This is a genomic window from Bacillus cereus group sp. RP32, from assembly GCF_040459735.1.
Classification (GTDB): Bacteria; Bacillota; Bacilli; order Bacillales; family Bacillaceae_G; genus Bacillus_A; species Bacillus_A wiedmannii.
In genome coordinates this window covers 734,946-754,959 of the sequence record NZ_JARVHO010000001.1, presented here as the reverse complement: position 1 = coordinate 754,959, position 20,014 = coordinate 734,946, and the positions used below count along the sequence as shown (strand labels likewise).

The following is a 20,014-nucleotide window of genomic DNA, read 5'->3' as shown; positions in this document are numbered from 1 at the left end:
AAAATCGTCACCTTTGTCAATTCTACATTTATTACATTCTCATCGTCAAGTAGCGATTTGTCACATTATCGTCAATATATACGTGCTAATCGGAGCGAGCCTAAGTTCCTTTCCTCTAAATGAAGAAATTGGCTCTATTTTCGCTTGCTTTTCGTTTACTAACACATGCCACGTTTCTTCTTTCGGAAGTTGCACCGTTTTAGCTTCTAAACCGCTATTAAATAAAACTATAATCTCTTTCCACGGTCCAAATGATTCTGCATGCTCTAGGTGATATGCAAGTACTTCTGGAGATGTGTGCAAAAAAGTCATGTGCTTTTTTATAAGGTCTGCGTTTTGCAATCGGAATGCTCTGTGCTCTTTGCGAATCGCAATTAAACCTTTTATATAGTTAACGGTCTCTATCTCTTCCTCTTTTTGATCCCAATCTAATTGATTAATTTCATCATTTGCATTATAACTATTTTCATTTCCTTGCTTCGTACGATAAAACTCTTGCCCAGCATGTAAGAAAGGAATGCCTTGCGAAAGAATCACCATTGCGCTCGCTAGAAGGTGACGTTTTTTCAAAATCTCTTCTGGTTCTTCATTACTCCGCATTAGTTTATCCCACATCGTCATATTGTCATGACATTCTACATAGTTAATGCTTTGCACAGGCTCTAGAAACAGACCTGTTTCTTTCATACTCAAAAGACTTCCCGATGCTATATACTGCAAATGATTACAGTCTACATGCCCACCAAATGCAAACCCACGCTTATTTATATGAAAGGTACTCCCTTTTATCCCATCACGAAATTGATCATTAAATTGCGCAATATGCGGCATTTTCTTTGCGTTATTTAACGTTGCTTTTTCCTCTAGAGGAAGTGGTGTTTGTAGCTCCCACCCTTCTCCTAATAACAATGCATCTCGCTTTATGTTTCGTACTTCTTTTTCTATTATATTCATTGTATTAACATCTAAAATTCCCATTAAGTCGAATCGGAATCCATCAACATTGTATTCAGTAAGCCAATATAAAATAGACTCTACAATAAATTTCCTCATCATTTTCCGTTCAGATGCTATATCATTTCCGACTCCCGTCCCATTAGAAGGCATACCATCTTCACCATGACGAAAATAATATCCTGGGACAAGCTTTTCAAATGATGATAGCTCTCTTTCATACACATGATTGTATACAACATCTATAATCACCCTAATGCCGTGCTCATGAAATGTTTCAATTAGTTGCTTACACTCTACTATCCTGTTATACGGGTCAGAAGGGTTTGTAGCATAAAATCCCGTAGGCGCATTGTAATATAATGGATTGTAACCCCAATTATATGCAGAAGAAGGATTCGCCTCATCTACACCACCGAAACAATATAAAGGCAATAATTCAACATGTGTAACACCCAAATCTTTTATATGAGACAAGCCTGTTAACGTCCCATTTCGCCCTGTTGTCCCTTCTTCCATTAGCCCTTTATATGTTCCTTTTTTACTCACTCCACTGCCCTGATGAATAGTGGCATCACGAATATGCAGTTCATACAGTATGGCATCTGTCATTGCGTGTAATGGTGGTAATTGCTCTCGTCTTGTTACATTTGTCTTTTCCAAATCGATAACAACGCCGTACTTCCCATTTACAGTCACTGACTTTGCGTAAGGATCCACTGCTTCATTCCATATTAAATTAATACAAACAAGAAATGTATACTTTTCTCCAGCTAAATTACCTTGTAATGTATGAGTCCAAACCCCACTTTCTCCTCTATACATTTCATGATCGGTATATTCTTTATCACTTTTATAAATCCTTACTTTCGCAAGCCTCGCAGTTGGAGCCCATACTTTAAATGTCGTTGCTTCTTTTTGATAAACAGCCCCTAAATCTGTACCTTCGTAATAATACTTTTCATCGAAAATCGCTGTTCTTATGACAGCACCTATTTGTAAATCTGTTTCTTCATTCCGTTCATCTCGTACTGTATAATACTTCCCCACATCTAGCGGCTCTTCTATAAAGCACTCATACTTCGTTGCATCCGGAAGCGCAATTGTATGAGCAATCGGTAAATCTTTCACGTTACTTCCTTCTTGCAAACGAAATGTCCGGCTTGTTCCATACGCATGTGGGAGCAAAATTGTAATCTTATTCATTTCATCTAAATAGGCATCAAATGGACGTTTTACTTTCAACATAAAAAAATCACCATCATTCTTAAAGTTAAAATAAAGTGAAACTTTAATCAGCGGGAAAGCTTTACCCCACTGATTATTAGCCTTCACCAATTGGGCCTTTATGGGCAGTTGATCTCCCACCTAACTTCTTTGCTTGATCCTAATTTTGAGGTAGGAGTCTTACTGCCCGCAAATAGAGGGATGAAACGAGCTGCAAATGATAAGACTTTTCTTATCATCGAAGCCCTATACAGTAACTCATTATTCTCTATAGTATATTCACCTGTATAAAAAACGTTTTCATACATTCTATTTTTGTAATTTTATTTCAGCAATCGCTTTATACTTCGGTGTCTCCTTCACGTGAGATTCGTATAAAGTAATCGTATCCGCTTGAAATGATATTTCAGGTACTTCCTTTATATGTTCTAAATCAAACTTCTCTTCTCCTACCCATTTACGAGCAACAGTAATATGCGGATGATACGGGCGCGCTTCTAAAGAAAATCCATTCCCTTCACACATAGCGTGCACTTGCTTTTGTAATTGAAGCAAATCGTAATTCTCGCTTACCTTCGACCAAAAAATACGCGGCCTATCTTCCATACCGAACGTAGAAAATCCTTGTAATGTGAACGCTAGTTCTTGCGTTTCTGTAAGGGTTTGCAATCCATTCTTTATTCCTTCTAATTGTTCCTCTGTTGCACTACCTAAAAATGAAAGGGTAATATGGTAGTCTTCTTTATGTACCCATGAACGAAATGGTAATTCCTCCTGCATTTCCTCTTTATAGTTAGACAGCACTTCTTTTATATGATTCGGTAACGTAATCGCGACAAAATAATGCGGCTCCATGTACATCTTCTCCTTCTTTCTATTGTTGCTTTTCTTTCTTATCTCATTCAATTAATAAGAATCAAACTTCCCTAACAGTCTAACCAAGTTAAGATCGCAATAATAAATGAAATTATATCGACTTAACAACTAAATACGATAAGAAAAGCAACCTATACGTAACAGAAAACCGTCCCAAAATATTTATTGGGACGGCCTCTCCTTATTTATATATCCATTACTTCGCTAATTCATGAATTGCTTGCGCGTAAATTGCTGTTGCTTTTAATAAGTCTTCAATTTCAATGTACTCGTCTTTTTGATGCGCAAGTTCTTCTTTTCCAGGGAACAACGGACCAAACGCAACGCCAGCTTTCAATGAACGAGCGTAAGTACCGCCGCCGATTGCTAATAGCTCTGCTTTTTCTCCTGTTTGTTCTTCATATACGCGCTGCAACGTACGAATTAACACGTGGTCTTTATCAACATGATGCGGGCGAGAGTTTGAATAATCCGCTACTTCAAATCCATAAGTACCAACGTATTCTTTTAACTTCGCAATCATCTCTTCGAAGTTAGTCGTAACTGGGTAACGTACGTTTAATCCTAAATTGCCACCATTTTCTTTCGTATAAGAAAGACGACCAACATTCACTGTTAATGGACCACTAACTTCATCTTTATAAGCGATAGTAGCCTTTTTACCATAAATATCACCAATAAATGTTTCTGTTGCAAATGTTGCAAACGAAGCTCCCTTTCCATCAAGAGCGACTTTCGTTAAGAAGGTTGCCAGTAATAAACCTGCATTCTCACCCTTCTCTGGAGTAGATCCGTGAGCTGAAATCCCTTTAATTTGCAACGTCACCGTATTACCTTCTACAATTGCTTCACCTATTTTTTTAGCAGTTTGTAAATACTCTTCATATGCTACTGTAAGTGCATTTACATCTTCTCCTGTAATAATCGCTTCTGCAAAATCAGGAACCATATTTAAACGGCGACCTGATTCAAATGAAACAAGTTCATATGTACCTTTCTTTTCTTCACTACCACTTTGCACAACTTGTATATCAGAAATTCCTTTTTCTGCATTAATAATTGGAAAGTCTGCGTCTGGTGCAAAACCGATTGTTGGCATTTCTTCGTTTTTAAAGTAGTGATCTACACATTTCCAATTGCTTTCCTCATCTGTTCCTAAAATCATGCGAACGCGTTTTGAAAGAGGCAAACCTAATTCTTTCACAATTTTCATCGCATAATAAGCTGCCATCGTTGGGCCTTTATCGTCAATTGCACCACGTGCAAAAATCTTTCCATCGCGAATATCTGCACTATATGCCGGAGTCGTCCAGCCATCTCCTTCTGGCACAACATCAACGTGACAAAGAATACCTACTAACTCTTCTCCTTGTCCCATTTCAAGATGACCTGCATACCCTTCTAAATTTTTAGAAGCAAAACCTTCAGTTTCTCCTTTATGTAACATGAAAGATAAAGCTTTTTCTACACCTTCACCGAATGGTGCGCCCTCTTTCGCTGATTCTTCTTCCCATACACTTTTAATTTGTAAAAATTGTTGTGTATCACGAATTAAATCATCTTTTCGTTTTGCAACTTCTTCTGTCCAATTAATCGCTGACATCACGCATCCATCCTTCACTATATTGTTTCTTTCATCATAACAAACCGAAATCTCTTATGCCATATACGAAACTCAAATACCTAACAATTGTAATATTTCAGATATTTCTTATTAGTTTTTCTTTTATTTTTCTAAAAAAATTTGCAGGAATTTGACGTTTTACGTAGAATTTTATGTGTTAGTTGACTGACCATATATACAATGTCAACTACCAATATTTTTCTATATGAATATTTGTTAAATTTCTGTAAAATTTAAGTAGATTAAAGCATGAATTTTATCATGTAGAGTACAATGGTAGTAACGACCTTCTTTCCTGAATGGGGTCAAAAAAACTAGTAGAGGAGTGGTTTTCTCTTGAAACCTACAACTACTCGTATGCTAACACGCATTAAATCAATTTATATGTACATCAATGAAAACGGAACGGTAACGACGAAAGACCTTGTAGATGAGTTCGGGATCACACCGCGAACGATACAACGTGATCTAAATGTGTTGCAGTTTAATGAACTCGTGTATAGCCCTTGCCGCGGTAAGTGGACAACAACAGGAAAGAAAGTGAGAATGACCTCATAACGAAAAAATAATTGTATGTAAATAAATACATACCCCTTTCTAACTCATTAGAAAGGGGTCTTTTCTGCGCCAAAAACAGCACTATTTCTCAGTATCTACTTGATATGTTTTTAACATTTCTACTTCTTCATCTGATAGCTCTCGGTATTGTCCAAGTTCTAGCTCTTCATCTAATACTAATGGTCCCATCTCTGTTCTCTTTAGGTAGACTACTTTTTTCCCTACCGCTTCAAACATACGCTTCACTTGATGGAACTTTCCTTCTGTAATTACAAGCTCGATTTCAGAAATCTCATCGCTTTTTAATATTGTAAGTGCACCTGGCTTTGTTTCATAGCCATCATCTAAAATAACACCTTTAGCAAACTCTTTTACATCCTCTTCTGTTACTACTCCTGCAACGTGTGCATAATATTTTTTCGGCACATGCTTTTTCGGAGATAACAATTGATGTGATAACTTCCCGTCATTTGTTATCAATAAGAAACCTTCCGTATCAATATCAAGTCGTCCAACTGGGAACGGATCAAAGATTGCATCTTCTAACTCTAATAAATCTATTACCGTTTCATGATTATCATCTTCTGTCGCTGAAATAACGCCTTGTGGTTTATGCAACATTAAATAAACAAACTCTTTATATTCCACAACTTCTCCGTGAATCATAACTTCTTGCTCTTCTACATTTACATGAACCTTCGCATCTTTCACTGGCGTTCCATCAATTTTTACAACGCCGTCTTTCAATAATTTCTTTACTTCTTTTCTACTTCCATATCCCATATTTGCTAATAATTTATCTAATCTCACGTTTTTCACCTTCTTTGTTTATCATAGAAAAGGGGACGTAATTACGCCCCTTTTGATTTCAACTTTATTTTGAATCTATTGCCAAGTTTACGTTGGATTTTCTCTAACGCTTCTCCGCCAAATACTCGTTCAAGTACTCCTGTGCGAATTGCTAACAATCCATACACAAGACCACCAATACCTGCACAAACCACAACTGTAATAAGAGCACCCATTCGGCCATCAGGTGAGATCATGAAGGACAGAGTCCATTGTGATAACTTTACAGCAATGACCATTACAAGTGTTAATACTGCAATTTGGAAAGTTCTCTTATATACAACACCAAATGAATAGTGTACATGTTTTTTGATTTGTCGATTCGTATACCATACGGAAGCTAAGAATCCGACTGCAGTTGCTAAAATCGCTCCAACTGTACCGAAATAACGAATAAAGATTACGTTACATACGAATTTCAAAATAACACCCATAATAAGCGCGACAATCGCATGTTTTTGTTGATTGATTCCTTGCAGAATTGCTGCTGTTACTGTAAATAAAGCGAATAACAACGCAACCGGTGCATACCACATTAATACTTGTCCACCTAGTGGATCTGAGTCATAGAACGCAGTATAAATTGGATATGCAAGTGTTGAAATACCGACAACTGCTGGCAATGTTAAGAACATATTTGCCTGGAATGTTTGTGTAATTTGTAACTTTAAATAACGGTATTGTTTTTCAGTAAATGATTTTGTAATCGCTGGTACAAGCGTTAAACTAAACGCTGTTGCAAGCGATACAGGAATCATAATTAATTTATGCGTCCACATTGTGAAAATACCAAGCGCTCGCTCTGCGATATCACCTTGGCCAATCGCTTGCATAATTGAGTTAAATGTCAATGTATCAATTTGTTGATATAAAGGAATTGTTAACCCAATTACAACGTAAGGAATCGCATATGCAAATAATTCTTTAAATAATTGAACCGTACTCACTGTCGATTCTGGTACAGTTTGTTCAATTAAATATTGATCCAAATGTTTTTTACGTTTTAACCAGTACCAAATGAGTACACCGAGCGCTCCAACTGCTGAAACGAACGCAGCAAATGTCGCTACCCCAACTGCTGTTGCAACTGTACCGCCAAGTACTTTAATAACGATAAAACTACCCGCTAATAAAAAGACGATACGAATAATTTGTTCAATAATTTGCGAAACAGTAGTCGGTCCCATCGATTGGTGACCTTGGAAATAACCACGAATTAAACTCGCTGCTGGTACAACAATAAGTGCAAAACTTACAAGACGAATAATCGTCGTAACTTCTTCTACATTACTGTGTATACTTTGTTTACCAAGCATTGCTTCTGCAAACAGTGGCGCTGTCATGTATAGAACTAGGAACGAAAGAACTCCTGTTACTATCATCATAACCATTCCCGAACGGAACATTCTCCGGCTCGTTTTATAATCGCCAAGCGCATTATATTTGGAAACAAATTTGGAAACAGCAAGCGGCACCCCTGCCGTTGCAATACTTAAAAAGATCGTATATGGAATGTATCCATATGTATAGAGCGTTCCGCCTTCTGTACCTACTAATGCATGAAACGGAAAGACGTAAATCATGCCTAAGAACTTTACTAAAAATGTCCCTAACGTAACAATAAGCGTTCCGCGCAGAAATTTCGAATCGGACATACAAAAATCCTCCTACATCTACATAAAGTGAAACTTTAATCAGTGTGGGTGTTCTTCCCCACTGATTATTAGTTGAACTATTCGAGCATTTATGGGCTACCAAATTCCCTTTTTATTTCTCTTACATCTTAAGGTTTTTGTCTTATTGCCCACAAATAGCAGGATAGTGCTGAACTCTAACTTTTGTATTGTACCACAATTCTCTCCTTAAGCAGTACTTCACTCTATTTTTCTTTTAAGGGAAAACATGCTATTCTTTTAGGCAGGAAATGTAGAAAATGAGGTCGATATATTATGCATTATGATGTTATTGTCATCGGCGGCGGGCCTTCTGGGCTAATGGCTGCAATCGGTGCTGCAGAAGAAGGCGCAAGTGTCTTACTTCTTGATAAAGGAAATAAACTAGGGCGTAAACTTGCGATTTCTGGTGGCGGTCGCTGTAACGTAACGAACCGTCTACCACTTGATGAGATTGTTAAACATATACCAGGAAATGGCCGCTTCTTATACAGCGCTTTTTCTATTTTCAATAATGAAGATATTATTACATTCTTCGAAAAGCTTGGCGTGCAACTAAAAGAAGAAGATCATGGTCGCATGTTCCCTATATCAAATAAAGCACAATCAGTAGTAGACGCACTTTTAACACGATTAAAAGACTTAGGTGTAAAAATCCGTACGAATACACCTGTTGAAACGATTGAATATGAGAACGGTCAAACGAAAGCTGTAGTACTGCAAACTGGTGAAGTGTTAGAAACGAATCACGTCGTTATCGCTGTTGGTGGAAAATCTGTTCCTCAAACTGGTTCTACTGGAGATGGATATGCTTGGGCTGAAAAGGCTGGACATACTATTACAGAATTATTCCCAACAGAAGTACCAATCCTTTCAAACGAACCATTTATTCGTGACCGATCCTTACAAGGTCTTGCTTTACGCGATGTAAACTTAAGCGTATTAAACCCGAAAGGAAAAGCTATCATTTCTCACAAAATGGACATGCTCTTCACTCATTTCGGCCTATCTGGTCCTGCCGCTCTCCGTTGTAGCCAATTCGTCGTGAAAGCACTGAAAAAGTTTAAAACAAATACGATTCAAATGAGCATCGATGCATTGCCAGAAGAAAATAGTGAACAACTATTCCAGCGCATGCTGAAACAAATGAAAGAAGATCCGAAAAAAGGGATTAAAAATGTATTAAAAGGTTATGTTCCTGAACGTTACTTCCTATTCTTATTAGAAAAGAATGAAATTGATGGCAGCGAACAAGCTGGACAAGTTTCTCACGAGAAAATTCGTGCACTTGTGAAAGACTTTAAAGAGTTTACTGTGAATGTAAATGGTACGCAGTCAATTGAAAAAGCATTCGTTACTGGCGGCGGTGTATCCGTTAAAGAAATTAACCCGAAAGAAATGTCTTCTAAATTCACGAACGGCGTATATTTCTGCGGAGAAGTTCTTGATATTCACGGTTATACTGGCGGCTATAATATTACATCTGCTCTCGTTACTGGTAGAATTGCCGGAACAACAGCTGGAGAAAACGCGAAAATGCAATATTAAAAAAAGAAACAGGGCTTCCTGTTTCTTTTTTTAGGTATATGAAATTATATCAGCGATTCTACAACATATATCAGCGATTCCTCGAATATATCAGCGATTTCTTAAATATATCGACTTACCAAAAATAAGCGAAAAATATACGTTCCTCCTAACTTCCCATTGCTTTTTTGTTGCTTTATATACCTTAGTACCTTTATATTTTATATTGTTGAATATTTGAAAAAGGGTAAGGGGAAAAAATATGAGAAAAAAAGTCATGATGTCTTTAATGCTAATGACGTTTCTTTCTGCGGTAGAAGGAACGATTGTTAGTACAGCGATCCCTCGTATAACGAGTGATTTGTCAGGCGTCGAACTTGTTAGTTGGGTATATGCAATTTATATGCTTGCAACAGCTGTTTCGACTCCAATATACGGAAAGTTGGCTGATTTATTCGGTCGTAAAAAAGTTTTACTCATCGGAGCTACAATCTTCTTAATCGGTTCTGCGCTTTGCGGAGTCGTTACATCAATGGAACAATTAATCTTCTTCCGTGCTCTTCAAGGTATAGGTGCTGGTGCTGTTATGCCGATCACAATGACGATTATTGGAGACTTATATAGCGAAGCGAGAGACCGCGCGAAAGCACAAGGTTGGATGAGTGCTGTTTGGGGTGTATCGGGTGTTATCGGACCGTTAGTCGGTGGATTTTTAGTTGATTCTCTATCTTGGCGTTATATTTTCTTCTTAAACGTCCCATTCGGAATTATCGCTTGCTTAATGATCGCCATTTACTACAAAGAATCTATTAAGCCCGCTAAACACCATATCGACTATCTTGGTGCAACAGTCTTCTCATTAAGTACGATCGCTCTACTATATGCATTATTAACAGGTAGCAGTAAGCAAAACTGGGGAGACATAACAATTATCGGCCTATTAATCTTCGCCGTCGTTTCATTCATTATTTTCTTATTCATCGAGAAAAAATCTCCGGAACCATTAATTCCGCTAGCACTTTTCTCTAACCGTACATTATCTACAATAAACATATTAACGCTCATTGCTGGCGCAATGATCATTAGTATTACAATGTACCTTCCAATTTGGAGCCAAGGTGTATTAGGAAAAAATGCGACAGAAGCCGGACTTATTTTAATGCCAATCCCTGTTATGTGGACATTTGGCGCTATTTTCTCTGGTAACTTAGTAGGCAAATTAAAAACGAAACAAATCATTTTACTTGGAGCTAGCATTTTATCAGTCGCTACGTTCTTATTATTTACATTATCAACAAATTCACCATCGTTCCTTATTTATGTAGCAGTCGGATTATTCGGATTAGGAATGGGGCTTGTGACACCTATTTATATGGTAACAATTCAAGCAGCCGTACCAGCTCATACACGCGGAACAGCCGTTGGTTTAAACACATTTATTAATACATTTAGTCAAACGTTAGGTGCTGCAATCTTTGGCACAATCTTTAATACGATGATTCATGCACGCGGTATTCAAAACCTTGATCTTGTATCTGGCGGCGGACACGGAGGAACTACAGCAAACGTAGTAACCGAATCGCAATCCGCATTAGCATCCAGTGTACACGTCATTTATATGAGTACTTTCGTATTAGCAGTATTTACACTAATTATCGCTTGGATTTTATTAAAACCAGCTACTCAAACAAGTGAGCAATAATAAAGAGGATGACCATTTTGGTCATCCTCTTTTTACTCTTCATTCTCCACAATATGTTTCAGCATAGATAATTTATTATCCCAAAAACGTTCATAATATGAGAGCCACTGTTGTAATTCCTCTAATGGTTCTGGATGCAAACGATATATCTTCTCTCTTCCGCTTTTTCTTCCGCTTACTAAATTCGCTTCCGAAAGAATATGAAGGTGCTTTACAACCGCAGTACGACTCATCGGAAAATGATCCGTTATTTTGGAAATCGGTAACTCTTTATCACTTAATAACCGTATTACTTCTCGGCGGGTTGGATCAGCAATTGCTTGAAATACATCATATTTCGCTGCTAATGAAGACACTTAGCCTTCAACAACCTTTTTCAGTTTTTCATTTACAATCGCTACCCAGCCGCCACTCATTCTATCGCGAATAATAGAGCTCTTCGCATTCGCTTTCGGAAGAATTTCATCAGGATGTTTCCAGCCGCCGTGAATTAACGTAAATTCTGTTTTATTATCTCCTAGGTCTTTCAGATTAAATGAAACGACCCAGCCATCTGTATCCCATGAGAAAGATAGATGGTTTGGTTCATCAATTTCTAACACTTTACATGGTGATGGGCCAAATGGTGATTGCACACGAAATTCATGTCCTACCTCTAATACAAAATCATTCGGCATAAACCATGACGCAATCCCTTCTGCAGTTGATACTACATTCCATACTTTTTGAATAGACGCGTTAAAAACGATCGTTTGTTTAATATCAGTTAATGTATTTTGTTGTTCCATTTTCATTCTCCTTTATTCGGCAATTAAATATAACACCTTTTGGTTACACTTTGATAATATAACACCTTTTAGTTTCATGTCAACGCTAGTTATTTTTTATTGTTGAGAAATTCTCAACATTTTTTCAACAGGACAAACACCCTCTGAGCATTCCCTCATAATATACTCACAAAGGCAACAAAAAATAAAAACTTCTCTCAACATGAAACTCCATCATTCATCTTGAAAGAAGTGCCTTACGTATATCATGCGTATTTCGTCTCTCCTCCTTCCCTCAGGGACACTACGCGAGATATGAAAAATCAGAAGAAATATGCCCACCATTTGAGTAGGTAGTTATTTCTCTTCTCCTCAACATTTCCTTAGGAGCGAAATGACTACCGACTCACTTTTTTCAAAAAAAAATAAAAAGGGGATGAAAGCTATGTTCTATTGCATTAATTGCTCTGACATTCACCATGAAAAACATCCGAATGATAAAGTATTCAAAAACGGTTTTTATATCGATCCATTTTTAGGTGATCGTTATCACCTTGGTATGTGTAACGATGCCCAAAATCATGAAACAGGAGAGCCTCTTTTAGCGAAAAAGAAATTAGGCACAACTCAATCTATTATGAACGTATTACCGACACATGTTGTCCCAACATAAAACATAAAAAAGAGCTGGCTCACCCAGCTCTTTTTTATGCTTTATAAACGATCATTGCTGAAAAACAATAAATTTGGTTTTCGTCATCATTAATGGAAACACCGACTTGGTACTTAATATCTACAAAATTACTATCATCAATCTTTTTCAAAAAAACATTTACAGCGTCTTCTAAGTCTTTTTCGTGACTTTCATCAAACACTTTCACACGAATCATGTTAACACCATCCTAGATCGCAGCCCTCCGCCGCTTGATTATTGCCACGGTGCGTATCTATGATGCGATAAAATTTTCCGTCTTCATATATATATCCGTCTTCTAACACATATTGTTTACCTTCAGTATAGACATAAAACTTACCTATCATAAATTTACTCGTATATAATTCCAAATAATCCGGTCTAAATTTAGCTACAACTTTATTTGTAATATCAATTCTTATTGTGCGCCCCACCTTCTCTCCCTCCCTTGCAAAGAACGGATTTAGGTATATTGTATTAGCGATTTTACATTTTATGCTTAAAAATAAGTGGATATGCCTTCTTTCTTCATCTGTACTATTTTCCAAAAAAAATCATCAATAAATAAGAGCAAAAAAATATATAAAAAAAAGAGTTTTTGCTTATTGACTATAATATCAACATTATGGTATTATATAAAATTTGACATTTTCACTCACTTGTGCTATCATTAAAAGTGGTTACCACATATGGAGGTGGATGATTTGTTTCAAATTGGCGATAAAATCGTTTATCCAATGAACGGCGCAGGAGTCATCGAAGCCATTGAAGAGAAAGAAATATTAGGAACAACACGTCAATATTGTGTGATACGTATCATTAGTAAAGACATGCAAATAATGCTTCCTATGGATCAATTACAAAAATCAGGTATTCGTTATATCGTAGATAAAGGTACGTTAGATGTTATACTTCTTGAATTTCAAAACGGGGAATCAGACACATCACTTTCCTGGAAACAGAGATATACAATGAATATGGAAAAAATGAAAAACGGCAATCTGCAAGATAGCGCAGAAGTTGTTCGCGATTTACTTCGCCGTAATAAAGAGAGAGCATTAAATGCGAGCGAAAAACAAATGCTAGATAATGCACGCAAAATGATGATTAGCGAAGTTGCACTTGTGCAAAATGTTTCTGAACATCAAGCAACAGAATTTCTTCAAGATACAATTAATCATTAAATTTAAAATAGCCGACCGCTATTTTTTTTGCAGAAAAAAGGACAAAGAGATAAACCTCTTTGTCCTTTTATATTACCCGCGACCTGCTTGAAACGACGGGTATAAAGTCATTCCACCATCTGCAAATAACGTAATTCCAGTTACGTAACTCGCTTCTGATGAAGCGAGCCACGTTGCGACTGCTGCAATTTCTTCCGGCTTTCCAATGTAGCCCATCGGTATCATACTTTCTACGTCAGCACGTTTTTTAGGATCAGCAAACTTTTCTGCATTAATTGGCGTATTTATTGCACCTGGCCCAATATTATTTACTCGAATACCTTTTGGTGCATATTCTAACGCTAACGTTTCTGTCATCAGTTTAATACCACCCTTACTCGCCGCATAGTGCACGAATAGTGGCCACGGAATTTTCTCATGAACACTCGACATATTAATAACAGAACCTTTAATATCATGTTCTACAAAATATTTAATCGCTTCACGGCTTCCTAAAAAAGCACCTGTTAAATTTGTATTGATTACTTTATTCCAATCCTCTAACGGCATTTCATGCGACGGGACCGCGTTTTCTATCCCTGCATTATTAATCATAACGTCAAGCGTACCAAACTCTTTCACAGCAGATTGAATGAGGTTCACGACATCAGATTCAACTGTCACATCACCTTTTACAGCAATCGCTTCTCCGCCTACTTTTTTAATTTCTTCTAATACATCATGCGCTTCTGACTCTCGTGAGCGATAGTTAATTACTACTTTTGCTTTCTCCTTAGCAAACCGTACTCCCATCGCTCTTCCAAGACCAGTTGCTGATCCTGTAATAACGACAACTTTTCCTGCTAAATCACTATACATTTCAATACCCCCTTTAACTTTTTGCAACACCTAACATTATTCCGGCTGCGATAATAAAAACGATACCGACAACAATCCCCGTTAATTGGCGTTTCGTTTTTCTTTCACCTAATATAAGAATCCCGCCAAGCGTTGAAATAATAATTCCCATTTGCGATAGCGAAAAACTTGTTGCCACTCCAACACGCGGCTGCGAAATGAATAAAAACATATTTCCAGCTGCCCAAATTAATCCTGGGATAATATTTCGTAGTGCATATTTATTAAATGGATGATGTTTAAACGTAAGCAAAACGCCCCCTAACACCATACCAACTGCTTGTGGCAATAAAGCTGACCAACCATCTACGTTAAATAGCCTAATCACTACTACGTAAACTAAATAACCGACTGTTGAAATCAATAAAATGATAATGCCCCTTTTAAAATTCCCGGCCTGCTCTGCACTCTTTTCTTCTTCACTTTGAAGTGATGTTAAAATAACACCGATAATAATACAAACGAGAGCCAAAACACCAAGGACGACTGATATAGTCGTGGACCACTCATGAAATACGATGACTCCAAATAAAGTCGTCGCAACTAATTGCAGTCCTGTTGAAATGGGCATCGTTCTCGAAACGCCCATTAAATCAATACTTTTTAATTGATTCGCCTGACCAAGTGCCCAAAATAAACCTGACACAATTCCAACTCCAATAACAGTAGGAGTTAATACTGGCTTCATAAAAATATAAACAACAATCGAGAAAATAAGTGCCCCAAACGTTGTACCGAGCGTTTGACTATACGGTCCCCCGCCCAGTTTCACGTTAAATAGCACAATACTTCCCCAAAATATAGCCGGTAAAATCGCTAAAAGTATGTCCATCGCTCATTACCTTTCTTTACTAAATGTCATAAGTTATCACTCTGAATCATTAGAGTGAGCTTTTATTTTTTCTTTTTCCCGTTCACAAACTTTTTCTGCAATAGCACCAGAAACATTCTTTTCTCGCTCCACCTTCTTTATTTTTACGTGATCTAAATAATCTTCCAAAATAAGTGTAACTTTATCATTCGGCGGATTATGTGCACCTTGGAACGTAAGAAATTGTAGCGTAATTTCAAATCTAGGAACGAACTCACCATTCTTACCGAGACGTTTTATATTTATAACGGAAGCACATTCATACTGATCTTCTGTCACTTGTCTAATAACTGAATAATACCTATTTGATAATGCACTCTCTAACAGCTGCTCCCTCGATTCTTTCGCAAAAGAATCACTTGGAGAAGAGAAAAAGATTGCACATAGCATTGTAATAACTACACATATTTTTTTCATAACACCCTCCTTGTTCTATAAGTTAGTGTTCGCAAAACTTCCATAAAAAAACGACTTCCCTATGTAGGAAAGTCGTTTTAATGAATCCAATATTAACCACCGCTCACTGGTGGGATTAGTGCAACAACATCACCATCTCGGATCGTATCATCTTCATTCGCATATTCTTCATTAATTGCAACCATAATTGGCGCTGAAACTGGTACATTATATTCTCTGGCAACAACAGCTTTTAACTCTGCAACCGTAATATTTTCTTTCTCTATTTGTAATTCACTTGTTCCTGCTTCTTCTTGCAAGTGCGCAAATAATAATACTCGAATCATACTTATAGCTCCTTCCCAGGCTCTCCCGCCGGATATGGTGTTTTTTCTAATTGATCACCAATCCATGAGTCTCCATCTTCCCAAAACTCCTTTTTCCAAATCGGAACAATTTGTTTTATGCGTTCCATAATGTATTCATTCGCCTCATAGGCCGCTTTACGATGCGGTGTTGAAACAGCAACAACAACCGCGATATCAGAAATTTGCAGTGTACCGATGCGATGTGTAATGGCAACGTGTGTACCTGGCCACTTCTCTTTCACTTCTGAACCAATTTTCTCTAGCATTTTTTCTGCCATCGTTTTGTAAGCGACGTATTCTAAGTATAATGTACGACGCCCTTTCGTAAACTCCCTAACCGTTCCAATAAATGTTGTAACAGCACCGCATTCGCGGCGAATAACCTTCTTTGCTACCTCTTCAATCGAGATTTCTGTATCAATTACTTCATAATACGTATTTGTCATTTCGTACTCCTTACCGTTTGTATAAACCAGTCTATATACAACTCTTCTTCTGTTATATGAAATACTTTATATTCTTCTCGTAAGTTTGCAGGTGCATCATGCCACGTAATAACGGCTACTATATTTTCTACTTTATGTAAAAGTTCAACGTCTTCCGCAGAACGAAGTAATACTACTTTCGGATATCTCTCTTTTTTATAGCCCTCTATTAAAATTGTATCCACTTCAAAAAACTCATATAAGCGAATAATTTCTTGCAAGGACCATTCCTCTCTTAATGACGACAGTGAAAGTAATCCAGCGCCTTCTACACTACTGACAACAGCCCCAGCCTTTCGGTGCCTTTCACTATCTTTTTGCGCTACTTCTGGAAAACCTCCGTGCCCGTGATGCTTAATTGTAGAAACTTTCATTTTTCGTTCAGCTAATGCATATACAATTTTCTCAATAAGCGTTGTTTTTCCGCTATTTTGATATCCTACTATTTGTAAGATTGAAGGGGCTTTGCCCATGGCCAATCACATCCCTCGTCGTGCTCTAACAATAATACAGATACTTTCATCCCTGCCTCAAATCCTCTCGTTCCTCCAGGCAACACAATAAAAGCATTCGCATCGGCGAGTGAAGAGACCGCACTCGATTTATCTAAACCGACCGGCATCGCTTGTAATGCCCCGTCCACGATTGTCACGTTTGCTCTTACAAAACGAGTAAACGGATTTGGCTTCGGAAAATCTTTTTGTAAAATAGCATCTGCTCTATATACGTGGGGTTCTTTCGCATACAAATATGTTTTTATAACCGGATGCACAAATAGCTCAAAGCCTACGTAGCAAGCTGACGGATTTCCTGATAAACCGAAAAGTAACTTTCTATCAACTTCAGCTACTGTCGTTACACTTCCTGGTCTCATCGCTATTTTATTAAAGAGTACATTCGCCTGTAATCTTTCATAAATAGCTGGCAAGTAGTCATAATCTCCTACCGACACACCGCCTGTCGTAATTAAAATATCAACCTCATCCATCGCCGATTGAACAGCTGCAAAACATGCATCTAACTCGTCGGCAAGTTGACCATAATAACGCACTTTCCCTCCGGCTTTCATAATTTGAGCTGCAATCATATACGAGTTACTATTTCTAATTTTCCCCGGCTGTAACGACTCATGTACTTCTAACAATTCACTTCCTGTCGTCACGATACCAACAACAGGCTGTTTTACAACTTTCACAGTACTATATCCAAACGTCGCTAATAAGGCGGCAACACCTGGATTGATTGCAACACCTTTCTTAACGAGAACTTGATTTCGTTTTATATCTTCCCCTTTAAATGAAACATTGTCACCACTATTAAAAGGACGCTTTACCTTCATATATGTTTTTCCATTCTTCTCAAAACCTTCCGTCAGCTCTAGCATTACGACTGCATTCCCCCCCTCTGGAATAGCTGCTCCTGTCATAATACGAACCGCCTGAAAAGGTCCTACTTCTTCTGGAAAAACAGATCCTGCCCCGATTTCTCCTATTACTTCAAACTCAATCGCATTCTCTTGATTTGCTTCTTTCGTATCTTCTGCTCGAATCGCGAAACCATCGTAAGGAGAACGATCGAAATGAGGAACGTCATGATCAGAGATAACATCCTCCCCAAGAATTCTCCCGTAACTTTCCGTAATAGAAACCTCTTCTACTTCACCATTTTTCGCATATTCCATTACTCTCTCTACTGCCTCAGCAACTTGAATTGGAATTCGTTTTTCTATCATCGTTTCTCACCTCATATTTGCAATTTTTTTTATCTCGATTAAACTTTATATATTAAATAGAAATTACTTCAAGGAGGAATTCCATGTCTTCATTCACACACTTTAATGACCAAGGACGCGCGAAGATGGTTGATATAAGTGACAAAAAAGTAACCGTCCGAACAGCAATTGCGTGCTCTAGCATTGTCGTTACAAAAGAGATTTACGATAAAATCTCTCACAATGAAATTGGGAAAGGTGACGTATTAGCAGTTGCACAAATCGCAGGTATTATGGCTGCGAAACGCACTTCTGATATTATCCCAATGTGCCATCCTTTATTATTAAAAGGTGTTGACGTTTCTTTCGATTGGAAACAATCCGAAGAACAATATCGATTACTTATTGAAGTAAAAGTTAAAACAGAAGGTAGCACCGGTGTTGAAATGGAAGCTTTAACAGCCGCTTCCGCTACAGCTCTTACTGTGTACGATATGTGCAAAGCTGTTGATAAAGGTATGATTATTGGCGAAACTTACTTATTTGAAAAAACAGGTGGAAAAAGTGGAGATTATACGAGAAAGTCTTAATCTTCTTTCCGTTGAACCTAAAGGGCTTCCTTTAGGTTCAACCTATATATCTTGCATATAAGCGTTTTGCTATATTTATATCATTCGTTCCATGAATGAACGCCCTGCCATCTGTAAATAAAACAAAACGAAATTCCTCCACCGGAAATGATAATAAATACGGAGTAGCTTTTACATCCACACTTCTTTGTAAGCGCTTTTTAATTTCTTCTAAATTAAATTCATTCCGCACACCTGGACGGATTTGTACTGTATTTCGGCCACATAACACTTCTGTTTTCGTTTGTGCTTCAAATGTTAAACTCGGATATGTACGTAATCTTCCGCAAGATAAACATGTGTCTTTTTTCTGCCTATTCACTTTAAATGCCATCTGTTGATTATTCCAAAGATCAAACGATAACATCGTTTCGCGAAGTGCCCCATAGTCTTCTACTAATATTTTCAGCGCTTCCGTTATTTGATGCGCAACTACTAATTGTACTGCCGGCTGTATAATACCAGCCGTATCACATGTTGCCCCGCTCGCTGGATGTTCCATTAAACAGCGGAAACACGGTGTTTTTCCTGGTAAAATTGTATACGTTACTCCGTAGCTTCCGACACAACCACCATATATCCACGGAATATTATACTTTTGTGAAATATCATTAATAAGAAGACGCGTTTCAAAATTATCTGTCGCATCTAATATTAAATCTACATCATTCACTAGCTCTTCCATTTCTTGCACTGTTACATCAGTCACAACCGGATTTATTTTCACCTCAGAATTAATCGCTTGTAAATGCTCTGCTGCTGCTACCGCCTTTGGTTTATATTGCTTTGCATCTTCTTCTGTATATAATTGTTGCCTTTGTAAATTACTCCATTCTACATAATCACGATCCGCAATTGTTATTTTGCCAACACCTGCTCTAACAATTGCTTCTGCATTCGCTGCCCCGAGAGCACCAGCACCGATAATAAGCACATGCTTCTCTCTAATTTTTCTCTGACCTTCTTCTCCAACACCAGAAAATAATATTTGTCTTGAATATCGCTCCTGCATACGATAGCCC

At 37.6% G+C, this 20,014-nt stretch carries 23 protein-coding genes; 6 read left to right on the top strand and 17 right to left on the bottom strand.

Annotation, left to right across the window (positions count from 1 at the left end):
- Positions 1–60 precede the first annotated feature (60 nt).
- The 3 genes from pulA to pepV all read right to left on the bottom strand — a co-directional run bounded on the left by pulA (position 61) and on the right by pepV (position 4,660).
- Entirely contained in the window at positions 61–2,202 is a 2,142-nt protein-coding gene (gene pulA / locus QCI46_RS03850; RefSeq protein WP_353839630.1) for a type I pullulanase, read from the bottom strand.
- 288 nt (positions 2,203–2,490) lie between these two features.
- On the bottom strand, positions 2,491–3,036 hold the full coding sequence (gene thpR, locus QCI46_RS03845; protein WP_098147795.1) for an RNA 2',3'-cyclic phosphodiesterase: 546 nt from the start codon (positions 3,034–3,036) through the stop codon (positions 2,491–2,493).
- 217 nt (positions 3,037–3,253) lie between these two features.
- Positions 3,254–4,660 (bottom strand): dipeptidase PepV, encoded by a 1,407-nt coding sequence (pepV, locus tag QCI46_RS03840; RefSeq protein WP_353839629.1) that lies wholly within the window; start codon positions 4,658–4,660, stop codon positions 3,254–3,256.
- A gap of 357 nt (positions 4,661–5,017) precedes the next feature.
- Here pepV and QCI46_RS03835 point away from each other — a divergent pair, with 357 nt between their 5' ends.
- Complete coding sequence (locus QCI46_RS03835; RefSeq protein ID WP_000805512.1) at positions 5,018–5,239, top strand: DeoR family transcriptional regulator; 222 nt, start codon at positions 5,018–5,020, stop codon at positions 5,237–5,239.
- An 81-nt stretch (positions 5,240–5,320) separates the two neighbouring features.
- Here QCI46_RS03835 and QCI46_RS03830 read toward each other — a convergent pair whose 3' ends face one another.
- Together QCI46_RS03830 and QCI46_RS03825 are read right to left on the bottom strand one after the other, a co-directional pair.
- The gene (locus QCI46_RS03830; RefSeq protein WP_001234944.1) at positions 5,321–6,049 is read right to left on the bottom strand and encodes a pseudouridine synthase; all 729 of its coding nucleotides are present in this window, start codon (positions 6,047–6,049) and stop codon (positions 5,321–5,323) included.
- A 41-nt stretch (positions 6,050–6,090) separates the two neighbouring features.
- A complete protein-coding gene (locus tag QCI46_RS03825) occupies positions 6,091–7,743 on the bottom strand; it encodes a putative polysaccharide biosynthesis protein (RefSeq protein ID WP_001284033.1) in 1,653 nt (550 codons plus the stop codon).
- A 294-nt stretch (positions 7,744–8,037) separates the two neighbouring features.
- On the opposite strand from QCI46_RS03825, the gene QCI46_RS03820 reads away from it, so the two are divergent.
- On the top strand, positions 8,038–9,309 hold the full coding sequence (locus tag QCI46_RS03820) for a BaiN/RdsA family NAD(P)/FAD-dependent oxidoreductase (RefSeq protein ID WP_353839628.1): 1,272 nt from the start codon (positions 8,038–8,040) through the stop codon (positions 9,307–9,309).
- Positions 9,310–9,550: 241 nt separating this feature from the next.
- The gene (locus tag QCI46_RS03815) at positions 9,551–10,990 is read left to right on the top strand and encodes an MDR family MFS transporter (protein ID WP_075311134.1); all 1,440 of its coding nucleotides are present in this window, start codon (positions 9,551–9,553) and stop codon (positions 10,988–10,990) included.
- Positions 10,991–11,022: 32 nt separating this feature from the next.
- Here the strand turns inward: QCI46_RS03815 and QCI46_RS03810 are convergent, their stop codons facing one another.
- Complete coding sequence (locus QCI46_RS03810; RefSeq protein ID WP_000096277.1) at positions 11,023–11,346, bottom strand: ArsR/SmtB family transcription factor; 324 nt, start codon at positions 11,344–11,346, stop codon at positions 11,023–11,025.
- On the bottom strand, positions 11,347–11,778 hold the full coding sequence (locus QCI46_RS03805; protein WP_098047279.1) for an SRPBCC family protein: 432 nt from the start codon (positions 11,776–11,778) through the stop codon (positions 11,347–11,349).
- Positions 11,779–12,202: 424 nt separating this feature from the next.
- Between QCI46_RS03805 and QCI46_RS03800 the strand changes: the two genes are divergently transcribed.
- Positions 12,203–12,430, top strand: coding sequence for a DUF3973 domain-containing protein (locus QCI46_RS03800; RefSeq protein WP_353839627.1), 228 nt, complete (start codon positions 12,203–12,205; stop codon positions 12,428–12,430).
- Between the two features lie 34 nt (positions 12,431–12,464).
- On the opposite strand, the gene QCI46_RS03795 is transcribed toward QCI46_RS03800, so the two are convergent.
- Both QCI46_RS03795 and QCI46_RS03790 read right to left on the bottom strand, forming a co-directional pair.
- On the bottom strand, positions 12,465–12,647 hold the full coding sequence (locus QCI46_RS03795) for a sporulation protein Cse60 (protein ID WP_000621751.1): 183 nt from the start codon (positions 12,645–12,647) through the stop codon (positions 12,465–12,467).
- A 1-nt stretch (position 12,648) separates the two neighbouring features.
- A complete protein-coding gene (locus tag QCI46_RS03790; RefSeq protein WP_000533808.1) occupies positions 12,649–12,885 on the bottom strand; it encodes a DUF2553 family protein in 237 nt (78 codons plus the stop codon).
- A 255-nt stretch (positions 12,886–13,140) separates the two neighbouring features.
- Here QCI46_RS03790 and QCI46_RS03785 point away from each other — a divergent pair, with 255 nt between their 5' ends.
- Complete coding sequence (locus QCI46_RS03785; protein WP_000451450.1) at positions 13,141–13,635, top strand: CarD family transcriptional regulator; 495 nt, start codon at positions 13,141–13,143, stop codon at positions 13,633–13,635.
- A gap of 72 nt (positions 13,636–13,707) precedes the next feature.
- Here QCI46_RS03785 and QCI46_RS03780 read toward each other — a convergent pair whose 3' ends face one another.
- The 7 genes from QCI46_RS03780 to moeA form a co-directional block, all read right to left on the bottom strand.
- Positions 13,708–14,493, bottom strand: coding sequence for a glucose 1-dehydrogenase (locus QCI46_RS03780; protein ID WP_000286669.1), 786 nt, complete (start codon positions 14,491–14,493; stop codon positions 13,708–13,710).
- A gap of 13 nt (positions 14,494–14,506) precedes the next feature.
- A complete protein-coding gene (glcU, locus tag QCI46_RS03775; RefSeq protein ID WP_048540762.1) occupies positions 14,507–15,364 on the bottom strand; it encodes a glucose uptake protein GlcU in 858 nt (285 codons plus the stop codon).
- 36 nt (positions 15,365–15,400) lie between these two features.
- Positions 15,401–15,820, bottom strand: a complete 420-nt coding sequence (locus QCI46_RS03770; protein ID WP_048540764.1) for a DUF3888 domain-containing protein — start codon at positions 15,818–15,820, stop codon at positions 15,401–15,403.
- A gap of 92 nt (positions 15,821–15,912) precedes the next feature.
- Positions 15,913–16,146: a molybdopterin converting factor subunit 1 gene (gene moaD / locus QCI46_RS03765; RefSeq protein ID WP_088609961.1), complete on the bottom strand. Its 234-nt coding sequence runs from the start codon at positions 16,144–16,146 to the stop codon at positions 15,913–15,915.
- A 2-nt stretch (positions 16,147–16,148) separates the two neighbouring features.
- Entirely contained in the window at positions 16,149–16,613 is a 465-nt protein-coding gene (gene moaE, locus QCI46_RS03760; RefSeq protein WP_000185929.1) for a molybdopterin synthase catalytic subunit MoaE, read from the bottom strand.
- The gene (gene mobB / locus QCI46_RS03755) at positions 16,610–17,125 is read right to left on the bottom strand and encodes a molybdopterin-guanine dinucleotide biosynthesis protein B (RefSeq protein WP_353839626.1); all 516 of its coding nucleotides are present in this window, start codon (positions 17,123–17,125) and stop codon (positions 16,610–16,612) included. The genes moaE and mobB overlap by 4 nt, the downstream gene beginning before the upstream one ends.
- Positions 17,095–18,384, bottom strand: a complete 1,290-nt coding sequence (gene moeA, locus QCI46_RS03750) for a molybdopterin molybdotransferase MoeA (RefSeq protein WP_353839625.1) — start codon at positions 18,382–18,384, stop codon at positions 17,095–17,097. Before moeA ends, mobB begins: the two co-directional genes overlap by 31 nt.
- Positions 18,385–18,467: 83 nt before the next feature.
- Here moeA and moaC point away from each other — a divergent pair, with 83 nt between their 5' ends.
- Positions 18,468–18,953, top strand: coding sequence for a cyclic pyranopterin monophosphate synthase MoaC (moaC, locus tag QCI46_RS03745; protein WP_353839624.1), 486 nt, complete (start codon positions 18,468–18,470; stop codon positions 18,951–18,953).
- Between the two features lie 37 nt (positions 18,954–18,990).
- Here moaC and QCI46_RS03740 read toward each other — a convergent pair whose 3' ends face one another.
- Entirely contained in the window at positions 18,991–20,004 is a 1,014-nt protein-coding gene (locus QCI46_RS03740) for a molybdopterin-synthase adenylyltransferase MoeB (RefSeq protein WP_048540776.1), read from the bottom strand.
- Between the last annotated feature and the right edge of the window lie 10 nt (positions 20,005–20,014).

Coding starts and splice junctions, on each gene's coding strand:
- pulA (WP_353839630.1), bottom strand. CDS start 2,202: ATGTTGAAAGTAAAACGTCCATTTGATGCCTATTTAGATGAAATGAAT.
- thpR (WP_098147795.1), bottom strand. CDS start 3,036: ATGGAGCCGCATTATTTTGTCGCGATTACGTTACCGAATCATATAAAA.
- pepV (WP_353839629.1), bottom strand. CDS start 4,660: ATGTCAGCGATTAATTGGACAGAAGAAGTTGCAAAACGAAAAGATGAT.
- QCI46_RS03825 (WP_001284033.1), bottom strand. CDS start 7,743: ATGTCCGATTCGAAATTTCTGCGCGGAACGCTTATTGTTACGTTAGGG.
- QCI46_RS03820 (WP_353839628.1), top strand. CDS start 8,038: ATGCATTATGATGTTATTGTCATCGGCGGCGGGCCTTCTGGGCTAATG.
- QCI46_RS03815 (WP_075311134.1), top strand. CDS start 9,551: ATGAGAAAAAAAGTCATGATGTCTTTAATGCTAATGACGTTTCTTTCT.
- QCI46_RS03805 (WP_098047279.1), bottom strand. CDS start 11,778: ATGGAACAACAAAATACATTAACTGATATTAAACAAACGATCGTTTTT.
- QCI46_RS03800 (WP_353839627.1), top strand. CDS start 12,203: ATGTTCTATTGCATTAATTGCTCTGACATTCACCATGAAAAACATCCG.
- QCI46_RS03795 (WP_000621751.1), bottom strand. CDS start 12,647: ATGATTCGTGTGAAAGTGTTTGATGAAAGTCACGAAAAAGACTTAGAA.
- QCI46_RS03785 (WP_000451450.1), top strand. CDS start 13,141: ATGGAGGTGGATGATTTGTTTCAAATTGGCGATAAAATCGTTTATCCA.
- QCI46_RS03780 (WP_000286669.1), bottom strand. CDS start 14,493: ATGTATAGTGATTTAGCAGGAAAAGTTGTCGTTATTACAGGATCAGCA.
- glcU (WP_048540762.1), bottom strand. CDS start 15,364: ATGGACATACTTTTAGCGATTTTACCGGCTATATTTTGGGGAAGTATT.
- QCI46_RS03770 (WP_048540764.1), bottom strand. CDS start 15,820: ATGAAAAAAATATGTGTAGTTATTACAATGCTATGTGCAATCTTTTTC.
- moaD (WP_088609961.1), bottom strand. CDS start 16,146: ATGATTCGAGTATTATTATTTGCGCACTTGCAAGAAGAAGCAGGAACA.
- moaE (WP_000185929.1), bottom strand. CDS start 16,613: ATGACAAATACGTATTATGAAGTAATTGATACAGAAATCTCGATTGAA.
- mobB (WP_353839626.1), bottom strand. CDS start 17,125: ATGGGCAAAGCCCCTTCAATCTTACAAATAGTAGGATATCAAAATAGC.
- moeA (WP_353839625.1), bottom strand. CDS start 18,384: ATGATAGAAAAACGAATTCCAATTCAAGTTGCTGAGGCAGTAGAGAGA.
- moaC (WP_353839624.1), top strand. CDS start 18,468: ATGTCTTCATTCACACACTTTAATGACCAAGGACGCGCGAAGATGGTT.
- QCI46_RS03740 (WP_048540776.1), bottom strand. CDS start 20,004: ATGCAGGAGCGATATTCAAGACAAATATTATTTTCTGGTGTTGGAGAA.